Annotated in this window: 9 protein-coding genes and 1 pseudogene; 4 read left to right on the forward strand and 6 right to left on the reverse strand. The window is 53.3% G+C overall.

Annotation, left to right across the window (positions count from 1 at the left end; genetic code table 11):
- Positions 1–32: 32 nt before the first annotated feature.
- The gene (locus H6F94_RS02720) at positions 33–932 is read left to right on the forward strand and encodes a hypothetical protein (protein WP_190800711.1); all 900 of its coding nucleotides are present in this window, start codon (positions 33–35) and stop codon (positions 930–932) included.
- A gap of 55 nt (positions 933–987) precedes the next feature.
- Complete coding sequence (locus H6F94_RS02725) at positions 988–2127, forward strand: helix-turn-helix domain-containing protein (protein ID WP_190800712.1); 1140 nt, start codon at positions 988–990, stop codon at positions 2125–2127.
- On the opposite strand, the gene H6F94_RS02730 is transcribed toward H6F94_RS02725, so the two are convergent.
- Positions 2075–3304 carry an MlaD family protein gene (locus H6F94_RS02730; protein ID WP_190800713.1) on the reverse strand — a complete coding sequence of 410 codons (1230 nt, stop codon included), beginning with the start codon at positions 3302–3304 and terminating at the stop codon, positions 2075–2077. The genes H6F94_RS02725 and H6F94_RS02730 overlap by 53 nt on opposite strands.
- Before the next feature lie 38 nt (positions 3305–3342).
- Entirely contained in the window at positions 3343–4143 is an 801-nt protein-coding gene (locus H6F94_RS02735; protein WP_190800714.1) for an ABC transporter ATP-binding protein, read from the reverse strand.
- A gap of 66 nt (positions 4144–4209) precedes the next feature.
- On the opposite strand from H6F94_RS02735, the gene H6F94_RS02740 reads away from it, so the two are divergent.
- Together H6F94_RS02740 and H6F94_RS02745 are read left to right on the forward strand one after the other, a co-directional pair.
- Complete coding sequence (locus H6F94_RS02740) at positions 4210–5163, forward strand: EamA family transporter (protein ID WP_242040951.1); 954 nt, start codon at positions 4210–4212, stop codon at positions 5161–5163.
- 66 nt (positions 5164–5229) lie between these two features.
- Positions 5230–5664 (forward strand): hypothetical protein, encoded by a 435-nt coding sequence (locus tag H6F94_RS02745; RefSeq protein WP_190800715.1) that lies wholly within the window; start codon positions 5230–5232, stop codon positions 5662–5664.
- Between the two features lie 170 nt (positions 5665–5834).
- On the opposite strand, the gene H6F94_RS02750 is transcribed toward H6F94_RS02745, so the two are convergent.
- The 4 genes and pseudogenes from H6F94_RS02750 to H6F94_RS02765 all read right to left on the reverse strand — a co-directional run.
- Complete coding sequence (locus H6F94_RS02750) at positions 5835–6491, reverse strand: alpha/beta hydrolase (protein WP_190800716.1); 657 nt, start codon at positions 6489–6491, stop codon at positions 5835–5837.
- Positions 6492–6528: 37 nt separating this feature from the next.
- On the reverse strand, positions 6529–8340 hold the full coding sequence (locus H6F94_RS02755) for an ABC transporter ATP-binding protein (protein WP_190800717.1): 1812 nt from the start codon (positions 8338–8340) through the stop codon (positions 6529–6531).
- A 455-nt stretch (positions 8341–8795) separates the two neighbouring features.
- Entirely contained in the window at positions 8796–10592 is a 1797-nt protein-coding gene (locus H6F94_RS02760; protein WP_190800718.1) for an ABC transporter ATP-binding protein, read from the reverse strand.
- Positions 10583–10688, reverse strand: a pseudogene (locus H6F94_RS02765) (IS630 family transposase); the annotation flags it as partial. The gene H6F94_RS02760 and the pseudogene H6F94_RS02765, both read right to left, overlap by 10 nt.

Here is a 10688-nt window from a genome sequence, read left to right on the forward strand (position 1 = left end):
GAGATTCGGGTTGCTATTGGGGTGCTGAAGCTGTGCTCAGGGATAAGCCGAAGTCGGGCAGTTCTGCTGGTTTACCATTGGCCCCAGTCATTGCGGTGGGTCTAGGCTGGTTTGTCTTGGCCCTAATGTTCTTTTTGCTCTTTGGGACGCCTAGTGTACCGGAAGTCGATCCAGCCACAGAGCAACTAATTCTGACGCCTGAGACAGGAAAAGCAACTCTGGGCTTTCCGCTTTGGTATACCGTCGGCACCTATATTTTCGAGTTGGCAGCGTTGTTTGCCGCTTCACTACTGTGCTTCCGCAATTATCAAAGCCCTCAAGTTGTTAGTGGCCGCAGTGTCTGGTTGTGTTTTGCGCTGGGGCTGTTACTCTACTTTTTAGGCGACTTAGTCTTTGGCTATTACGAAGTTGTGCTTCGGTCCGAGCAGTCCGTTTCGATTGCCGACTTTTTCTACTTCGGCACCTACGCCCTGCTAGGAGTGGGCATGATCTTGGCAATTGCCAGTCGTCGATTAACGCTCGACCTCTGGCAGTGGGTACTAGTAGCTGTGGTTGGTTTGTTAGGTGCCCTGTTTGCTTTGTGGGTGAATCATGCTGCGGCCATGGCAAACCCGAGCGCACCGCTATTAGACCGTCTGGTTACTGCAGCCTATCCACTGTTTGATACAGCTCTGCTAATTATCACGACCATTCTGCTGTTGGCTTTCTGGGGCGGACGCTTTGCCCAAGCTTGGCGGTTGATTGCAGGCGGTGTATTGGCGCTGTATGTCGCTGATTCCTACTACCAATATGCGTCGAACGCTTTCAAGGATTATCAAAGCGGTAGTCTAACTGAAGTGTTTTTTGTGCTGTTTCCGGTCTTATTTGCCATTGGAGCAGCAGTGGAATACGAATTATCGAATAAATCTCGTCGGGGAATCCGCAGACGATAGGGAATTGTTTGCCTCTCAATCCTAGAATTGAGAGGTATCAAACTGTTTTCGCCTCATGGCCCGCAGCAAGCTGACCGATGCCGATCGAGCTGAGATCCTTCGCCTTTATCGCCAGAGCGAAGAAACCACAGCAACTCTAGCCGAGCGCTACGGCGTTAGCGGTAGTACAGTCAGTCGTATTCTCAAAGACGGCTTACCAGCACGTGAGTACAACAACCTGATTAGTCGCAAGCGAGCGAGTCGTCCAACTGCCGCAGAGGACGCTCCAGGCGAAAGTGATGAGCAGGGAGCTAACCAACTCTCAGTTCTGTCTATCCCTGAAGCAGCGCTGGAAACTACTGATGCCGATTTGGCTGAAGACACCGAAGAAGATGAGGTCGCTGGCACTGACCCTGACACTGAAGTTGGCGCTCTGATCGCTGAACTGGCTGCCGAGCTCGCGTCAGATCTCGCATCCGATCGTGAGAGGTCTGACCCTCAGGAGACTGTCGCCGAAGAACTAGACACTGAAGAACCAGACACCGAAGAACTAGACACTGAAGAACTGGATACAGACCAATCCGAGGCCGCCATCCTCGAAGTTAGCGAGCCAGTCCCTGCACCTGAACCTCCGACCCCAGTTCTTTCTGTAGCTCGCCCAATTCTCAAATCGGTGCCAGCGCCTAGCAAAGTGGCGGACTTGGAGCCTAAATTACCCACAGCTGATACCCGCCTACTCAACGATGAGTTTGGCGCAGGCGGTGACTTAGAAGACGACCTGGACAGCCCAGACTTTGAGGACGACGACGAGGACGACGAGGACAAAGACCTGGACGAGGGCGAGGAAGCTGAAACCGCTGGATCAAGCCTACGCTTGCATTCCGAGCAGGGAGAGCCGATCCGCATTCTGCCCCTCGAGAGCGCTCAATTTCCTCGAGTCTGCTACATCGCTGTGGACCGGCGCACCTCAGAGCTAGTCACTCGTCCCCTCAGGGACTTTGGCGATTTGGGCCAATTCCCGCCAGATGAGGTGCAAGAAAAAACGTTGCCAGTGTTTGACAACCATCGGGTTGCCAGCCGCTTCTCTAATCGCGCGCAACGCGTGATCAAGTTCCCTGGCAACCTCCTAGCGAAGACCCACGCCTATCTTCAAGCAAAAGGCATTACTCGCCTGCTGATTGATGGTCGGGTTTACGCTCTGGACTTGCAGCCTTAACAGCGGTTTCTAGAGGAGTTTGAGCAGGTAGGGCTGACGCTGGCTCAAGACTGGGTAGAGGAGGCATCGCCAACTGGGCGGGTTGTGCCAGAGGATCAACCTGCTCCTGCAGGTCATTGGTGGTTGACACCAGCGTGCTGAGGCCATTGACCAGCTGACGCAGATTAGTGCGGAATTGTGGGTCTCCCGTCAGTTCGTCTAGATCGGCAGTAATCTTCTGGGCGTTTTGGAAGGTGGCACGGGCAGAATCGAGCGTTTCCCGCAGGGACGCCACCGTAGTCGGATTACCAGCCTGATCAGACAGACTACGCACACTGACTGCTGCCGCTGCTGCGTTGGTGGAGAGAGCCTCCAAATTGCGCACAAACTCACCGTTTTCGGCTAAAGGCCGGAGCGATGCCACTACCACACGCACATCAGCCGAGGTCGCAGCCAGACTGTCCAGCGTACGGGCAATGCTGGAGCGATTGGTGGCGAGGATGCCATTAACATTCTCCGCGGTATTACCGAGGCGATCTGCAGCTCGGCTCACAGAACCTGCCAGCACATCCACGTTATCTAAGCGCTTCTCGGTGGATTTAGAGAGCTGGTTCAGGCTCTTACTGAGCTGAGAGACACTGCTAGCCGCTTCACCAATGTTTTGAGTGGTGACGTTGATGTTTTCCAGAATGCGGGCATTGCTCAGGCGCTCGGCCAGCTCACCATACATGCTCAGAATTTGGTCAAAGCTCACCCCCGTCTCACCGCTCAAAACAGCGTTGTTACAGATGATCACATCTGAGTCACAGGTAGGAGAAGCAGGGCCATTAACGTTGTTGTCGGGAACTCTAGCCAGAGGTGTGATGTCAACAGTGGTTTCGCTGACTAAGCCTGACTGGTTAGAGGAAATCTGGGACCGGCGGGGAATGAGCAGATCGTCGCGGTTGACCTCGACCAGTACGCTCACACCGTTGGGACCCGGTTCAACTTGCTTGACCTGCCCAATGTTTACGCCTCGAAAACGCACAGGAGCACCACGCCGCAGTCCACTGGCTGTTTCGAATTGCACCGTGAACTGAAAGCTATTGGCCCCAGGTTGAAAACCGCGCAGCCAGAGAATAATGCCCCCAAACAAACCGATCCCCAGGAGGATCAAAAGACCCAGGGTTCCTTCGCGCCTGAGCACCTGTGCATTCATCTTGTTCTCTCCGGTTACCGATCAGCACTTTCAAGAGTCTACAGGGCCGACTCAGCCTCCCGATCGCGCACGTGGATCGGTCCGTCTAAACTGCCCTGGAAGAATTGGTGGACGTAGGGATCATCAGTAGTATCAATTTCATCAACCCCGCCATCCCAACGCACTTTACCGCCGTAGAGCAGCACCACCCGGTCAGCTGTACGGCGAATAGTGCTCTCTTGGTGGGTAACAATCACGTAAGTCTCACAGACTTTTTGAGCGAACTGCAATTCGCGAATTAGGTCTTCAATAACGGTAGAAGCGATCGGGTCAAGACCCGCTGTGGGCTCGTCATAGAGCAGGATCTGAGGGTCATCGGAGGGATCAGTCGGATCCTCCATAATGGCGCGGGCAAAGCTGACACGCTTACGCATACCGCCAGACAACTGAGCTGGATAGCGGTCCTCAATGCCCTTAAGGCCCACCCGCTCTAATTTGTCCGCCACAATCTTCTGAATCTCTCGCCGGGACAGGTTCGAATGCTCGTACAGATAGAAGCCGACATTTTCACCCACCGTGAGCGAGTCAAACAGGGCGGCATTCTGAAATACCATACCGATGCGAATTTGCTGTCGTTGCCTGATCGGCTTGCCATCAATCAGCAGGCTGCCTTGGTCCGGTTGCAATAGGCCAGCAATGATACGTAATATCGTTGACTTACCGGTTCCAGAAGGACCGATGACGGCTAGAGCCTCACCTTGATACACTTTCAGGCTAACGTCATCAAGGATCACACTGGAACCAAACCGCTTGTGGACATTGCGAAGCTCAATAATCGGCTTCCGGGAAGACTCAGGCATGATCGCTCGAAACGGGTGAACCTGCGGTTACGGCAACAGTCTATCTTGCGCTAGCCCCTACCAGTTTTGTTAAATCTGCTCAATCTCGATCTTTTAGCGCTACGGGGGGAACTAGCAGCGCTCTGTGGGGCAGTTCTGTGGGCTCTAGTTGCGGCAATTTATACCCGTGCTGGTCAACAGGTTTCGCCGCTGGGGCTCAATCTCAGCAAAAGTACGATCGCCATTGGTCTGCTAGGAGTAACGATTGCCCTCCAGGGCGAAGCTGGCCCTGGCCTCGGCCGTCCGCTGCTGCTGCTCCTGCTCAGTGGTGCAGTGGGAGTTGGCCTGGGCGATACTGCCTATTTTGAAGCACTCAAGGAGCTGGGAGCCCAACGAGCACTTTTGCTAGAGGCCTTAGCGCCGCCGCTGACCGCTCTGTTGGCCCTAATCTTTTTGCAAGAAACCCTATCGTTGGGAGCTTGGTTCGGCATTTTGCTGACCGTATTGGGGGTTACTTGGGTGATTAGCGAGCGATCATCTAGGCGATTGCCGCGAGCAATCGCCCCACTCAAGCGCCCCTGGCGAGGCATCAATTTTGGTCTGTTAGCGGCTTTGGGAAATGGCAGTAGTGCGGTGCTGGCGCGTTCGGCACTGGCAGACACAAGTGTGAGCCCTATATGGGCAGCACTGCTACGGCTTGGAGCAGGGGTATTAGCGCTGCTGCTGTGGGGCTCGGCTCAGGGGCAGATCAACCGCAAGCACTTGCTGGCCCCGCCCAACGCAGTTAACCCTCTCTGGCAACCCTGGCATTTGTTTGGGGCACTAGTCATTGCTTCTTTTGGTGGCACCTACCTGGGGATTTGGCTACAGCAGATCGCCCTCAAATTTACTGCTGCAGGCATTGCCCAAGCTTTAGGCTCGACTAGTCCCCTGTTTATTCTGCCCATCGCTCTATGCCTAGGAGAGACTGTTAGCTTGAGGGCGCTGGCGGGAGTGCTAGTGGCTGTGATGGGCGTAGCAATGCTGTTTAGCCTCCGCTAACCTCAGCAAAGTTTGCCATCGCTTTAGGCCCAGAGTAGGCTGGGAAAGCAAGCTCAAGGCAGAGGCATGAACCACACTTCACAGAGGCGCGCTAAAGCCCAGAAGCGACGGTCATCGAAAAAATTCTCGCCGCGTCAAACTGCCCTGTATTTGGTCTTTCTTGTGGTCTGCGTGGTGGTGGCTCAGCTTTTGAGCGGCAATCGCAGATTTTTTGATGCTTTTGTAATTGGGGGGGTTCCTAGCCCTATTATTTGGGACGTTTTGATGGATGCTCCCGCCCGAACCGCTCTGTTTTCCGGTGATGAGGTCGGCTTGCACGACCGCATGGACAATATCGGTATCGAGAACAAAATGAAGGCTTACTATCGCCCCCAAATCCCTGACGAAGTTGCCCTCGACCAACATATCCACCAAATTCTTTACGAGAGAACGGGCTATGTTGGCGAAGCTTATGTGGTGGACTCTCAGGGCAGCTTGGTACTGAAAAGCCAAGCCCAGTAAATTTCAGACTGAGATGTGAAAACCGAGATTTACGAGATCTAAAAGACCAATCAAACCAGAATAGGGGAGCAGTTTTGCTCCCCTATTCTGGTCTAGATATTCTCCTGGTTTAGATCTTTAAGATGTTCGGATCGAAGGCGAAACAAGATCTGGGCACCTCAAGAACTTAATCACTGCAGGCTCAACTGGCTAGACAGAAATCTTCCGACTTCGGCCAGGGCAGCAGGATTAACTTCGTGACCCATATCAAACTCCTGGTACTGCACCTTAAGGCCAACCTTTTGAAGCGCATCGCGAGTGGCTTGAGCAGCTTGAAGGGGTACGACCTGATCACGACGGCCATGTGTGACCAAAATCGGTGAGCGGCTGACCTGGGAGGCTGGAGGCAGCTCCACAAGATAGCCACTCATGCAAATTAACCCAGCCAGCGGCTTAGAAAACCTTAGACCTACATCCAGGGTCATCGCCCCACCCTGTGAGAATCCAGCTAGAACAGTGCGCTCTGGTGGGATGCCTGTACTGGCCTCCAAACCCTCCAACCAGGACAGCAGAGCTTGACGACTTTGGAGCAGACCGTTTTGAGCCTGGGGCGAGGAACCAAAGCCAAAGCTCAGGTCATACCAGGCCCGTCCATTAGCCGAGTGAGGATGGCGAAAAGGGCCAGCAGGCAGTTGGTACTCTACCTGAGGCAGTCCCAGGTAGGGTACCAGTCCGGCCAGATCTTGGGGATTGCTTCCCCAGCCGTGCAGAACGACCATCAACCCCGCAGGAGCACCAGTGGCAGGAACCCGCACGACCTGCAAGGGAGCAACAGGCGAATAGCTCATGAAATAGACTTGACCGAAATAGCTCTCTCGATCTTATCTAGGTGAGCAATTCGCCAGATTCCTGAAGAGCGTGTAGACGGTGGTAAATACCGCCCTGCCGTAGCAGTTCTCGGTGGTTGCCGGTCTCCACAATCTGCCCCTGGTCTAGCACCACAATCAAGTCGGCATCCCGTACTGTGCTCAGACGGTGGGCAATGATGATCGTCGTGCGCGTGCCCTGAATGCCCTGCATTGCGACCTGAATTGCTCGTTCTGACTCGTAGTCGAGGCTAGAGGTTGCTTCGTCAAACACCAGCACATCGGGGTCACAAATCAGAGCCCGAGCAATACCTAGGCGCTGCCTCTGACCCCCGGATAGCCGCACGCCTCGCTCACCAACCACGGTTTGGTACCCATTGGACAGGTTGGCTACCACTTCGTCCATGCAAGCGATGTGACAAGCTTGTTTGACCTCAGCCAGAGTAGCGTTAGGGCGACCATAGGTGAGATTTTCCAGGAGGGTGCCGTTGAAGATATCGACATCCTGGTGAACGATGGCCAGGCGCTGGCGGTAGCGGCTGACATCCAGTTCTCGAATGTCCTGCCCGTCAATGAGGAGTTGGCCCTTGGTGGGGTCAAAGTAGCGGAACAGGAGCTTGACGAGGGTAGATTTGCCGGAACCGGAGCGCCCCACTAGGGCAACCGTTTGACAGGGCTGAATCAACAGGTTGAGCTCTTTGAGCACTGGACGGTCGGCATGATAGCCAAAGCCCAAGTTACAAAACTCCAGCTTGCCGGTGAACTGATAGGGTTGGGAGTCTTGTGGCTTGAGGGCGTTGGCATCCAGCCCCTCAGGGTTCTCCATAAATTCATGGAACCGAGCCATTGAGATGTAGTGGCGAGCAAACCACTCCCCATAGTCACCCAGAGGTCGCACTTCCGAGAAAGCCATGTTGCTGAGCATCCAGATAGTGACGAAGTGCCCCAGCGTAATACTGCCTTGCACTGTTGCCATAGAAGTGAAGAACAGAACCGCAAAGGTTGCGCATTGCACCAGAGATGTGCGCAGCATATTTAAAGTGGTGTAACTGCGGTGCAGCTTGTAATTGTCCACTTTAAATTCGCGTTCCAGGCGGGTTTTTTGACGCTTGAGTTCGCGTGCTTCTGAGGCGAATGCTTTCACCGTTTTCATATTGGTGATCAGCTCCGCCGTGTGGCTAATGGTCTGCTCCATGTAGTGATCCAAATGGCGGGTGTCCTGGGTAATCTGTCGCAATTTGCGATGATTTAGCCAGAGGATCACACTAAAGAAGCAGCCAAAGGCTAAGGCAATTCGCCACTCTAGCGCCAGGATTACAAAGAAACTGCCCAATACCCGCAAACATCTGGGCACAAAGTTACCCATCATTTGCGGATAGACATTGGTATGGTTTGAAATTCCTTTAGCGATGCGTGAACTCAGGCCACCTGCATTATTTTCGTCGTAGAAATCAATGGTCAGCGCAAACAATTTTTCGTGAGCCTTGGCGTACTGATCCCGTCGGGCACGGTGAACAACATCCCAGTGAAACCAGTGGCCCAGCCAGGGTTGAATGGGAGCACGCCCAACGGTAAGCAAGCAAATGACGCTGAGCAAAACGCCTAAAGAGAGCTGCGGGCTTACGGGCAAACCAGTCAGCTCGGCAGTAACATTCACCAGACCTTGCACGAGTGGATCAACAGGCTGGCGAGAGAGCACATTCAAGACTTGCCCCATTGCGTAGGGCGAGATTAAGTCCACAACTTCCAGTACGCTACTGGCCGTTACTGAAAAAACAACCCGCCTCCAATAGGGCCGGTAATAATTGACAACATCGCGTAATCCAGCCATGGGTAAAGCACCGGTAGAAGATTAGCGGGTCAAAGACAACAAAATGGCCCAGCCCAGATGATTAAGCTAAGGAAGTTCCCTAGCCATTGGGCTGAGTTAAGGCGCTGCACAGCTTGAAGCAGCAGGCAGTTCGTTGAGACGCTACAAGATTGAAGGGTGCAGAATCGGCGAAACGCTTACTGTGGTTCTAGAACAATCAAAAGAAGCGTGAGCCAAGACAGCTCAGCTCGTAAGCGGCTCTAATCCTCTAATGAGCTAGGACTGGCGCTGTCTACGGTCAAACCGGGGAAGAAGTGTTGAAAGGGATATCCCTCACTTTTGACTGAGCCTCCAAGAATAGCAGGAGCTTTCACTAGGCGGTAGTACCCAGGGTGGGTACCTTCTACTTCTAACTTTCTAGGTTGCCAGTGAGAGTTTCTAGAGGGGCACCGCTAGAACACAGACTAGAACCAAGATTAGGCCAGCAATTCGCCAGATTCCTGAAGAGCGTGTAGACGGTGGTAAATACCGCCCTGCCGCAGCAGTTCTCGGTGGTTGCCAGTCTCCACAATCTGCCCCTGGTCTAGCACCACAATCAAGTCGGCATCCCGTACTGTGCTCAGACGGTGGGCAATGATGATCGTGGTGCGCGTGCCCTGAATGCCCTGCATTGCTACCTGAATTGCTCGCTCTGATTCGTAGTCGAGGCTAGAGGTTGCTTCGTCAAACACCAGCACATCCGGGTCACAAATCAGAGCCCGAGCGATGCCTAGGCGCTGCCTCTGCCCCCCTGATAGCCGCACGCCTCGCTCGCCCACAACCGTGTTGTAACCCTGAGGCAAATGAGCCAGGATTTCATCCATGCAAGCGATGTGACAAGCTTGTTTGACCTCAGCCAGAGTCGCGTTAGGGCGACCATAGGTGAGGTTTTCCAGTAGGGTGCCATTGAAGATATCGACATCTTGATGAACGATGGCCAGTCGCTGGCGGTAACGGCTGACATCCAATTCACGGATATCTTGGCCATCAATCAGAATTGCACCACTAGTCGGGTCGGAGTAGCGGAATAGGAGTTTGACGAGGGTGGATTTGCCAGAACCGGAGCGCCCCACCAGGGCAACCGTTTGACAGGGCTGAATCAACAGGTTGAGGTTTTTGAGGATTGGACGATCAGCGTGATAGCGAAAGCTTAAGTTGCGCAACTCTAGCTTGCCGGTGAACTGATAGGGTTGGCCGCGTCGAGGAAGGAGCGTATGGGCATCCAGGCCCACAGGGTGCTGCAAGAATTCGTGAAAACGGACCATTGAGCTGTAGCGACGGGCAAAGAATTCAGCCAGGTCACCCAAGGGTTCAACCTCGGAAAAAGCCATGTTACTCAGGGTCAAGATCGTAACGAAGTGACCGAGAGAAATACGACCTTGAAGTGTGGCTGCGAGGGTGAAGACCAACACAACAAACACTGCACATTGCACAATCGAAGTGCGCCAGGCATTGAGGCTGACATAGCCTCTATGAACCTTGAAGTTGAGCACCTTAAATTCGCGATCGATCCGAGTTTGCTGGCGTTTAAGTTCTCGGGTTTCTGCGGCAAAAGCTTTTACCGTTTTCATGTTAGTAATCACCTCAGAAACCCGGCTTTCGGTCTGCTCTGAGTACTTATCAACTAGCGTGTCCTGACGGATCAGGGCTTGTAGTTTGCGTACATTCAGCCACAGAATGAACCCAAAAAAGCAACCGAAGGCTAGAGCAATTCGCCACTCTAAAACTAAAATCACAAAAAAGATGCCCAAGACCCGCAAGCATTTGGGAATAAACGTACCCGCCATTTCTGGATAGGTCCAGGTATGGTTAGCAATGCCACGGGAAATTCGAGCACTAAGCCGCCCGGCGTTATTTTCGTCGTAGAAATCTAAAGGCAGAGCGAATAGTTTTTCTTGAGACTTGCGATAGTGATCTCGCCGAGACCGAAACACAACATCCCAATGAAACCAGTGGCCAACCCAGGGTTGAATCGGCGCACGCCCCACTGTCACTAAAAATATCGCTGCAACCAGAAGCGCTAACGTCAGGGGTACGCCTGCCTGTAAACCTGTAATTTGCGCAACTATGATCACTAGCTTTTGTACCGGAGCATCAATAGGTTGCTGCGATAAAACATTTAGCAATTGCCCCAGCGCATAGGGCGACACTAAATCAATGACTTCGAGAGCGCTGCTGGCTGACATTGAGAAGACAGCACGGCCCCAATAGGGCCGGTATAGCTCTACGCGCATACGTTAGGACATTGCTTGAACGCAGCATCCACACAATCTCGAAAGTTCTCAAACTCATCCAATCGCTGTCGCATCCAATTCTTCAGCACAAACCAC

The organism is Leptolyngbya sp. FACHB-261 (assembly GCF_014696065.1).
Lineage (GTDB): Bacteria > Cyanobacteriota > Cyanobacteriia > FACHB-261 > FACHB-261 > FACHB-261.

What these genes read in the sequence shown, in the direction of transcription:
- H6F94_RS02760 (WP_190800718.1), bottom strand. Translation starts at nt 10,592, where the DNA reads ATGCGCGTAGAGCTATACCGGCCCTATTGGGGCCGTGCTGTCTTCTCA.
- H6F94_RS02745 (WP_190800715.1), top strand. Translation starts at nt 5,230, where the DNA reads ATGAACCACACTTCACAGAGGCGCGCTAAAGCCCAGAAGCGACGGTCA.
- H6F94_RS02730 (WP_190800713.1), bottom strand. Translation starts at nt 3,304, where the DNA reads ATGAATGCACAGGTGCTCAGGCGCGAAGGAACCCTGGGTCTTTTGATC.
- H6F94_RS02750 (WP_190800716.1), bottom strand. Translation starts at nt 6,491, where the DNA reads ATGAGCTATTCGCCTGTTGCTCCCTTGCAGGTCGTGCGGGTTCCTGCC.
- H6F94_RS02755 (WP_190800717.1), bottom strand. Translation starts at nt 8,340, where the DNA reads ATGGCTGGATTACGCGATGTTGTCAATTATTACCGGCCCTATTGGAGG.
- H6F94_RS02725 (WP_190800712.1), top strand. Translation starts at nt 988, where the DNA reads ATGGCCCGCAGCAAGCTGACCGATGCCGATCGAGCTGAGATCCTTCGC.
- H6F94_RS02735 (WP_190800714.1), bottom strand. Translation starts at nt 4,143, where the DNA reads ATGCCTGAGTCTTCCCGGAAGCCGATTATTGAGCTTCGCAATGTCCAC.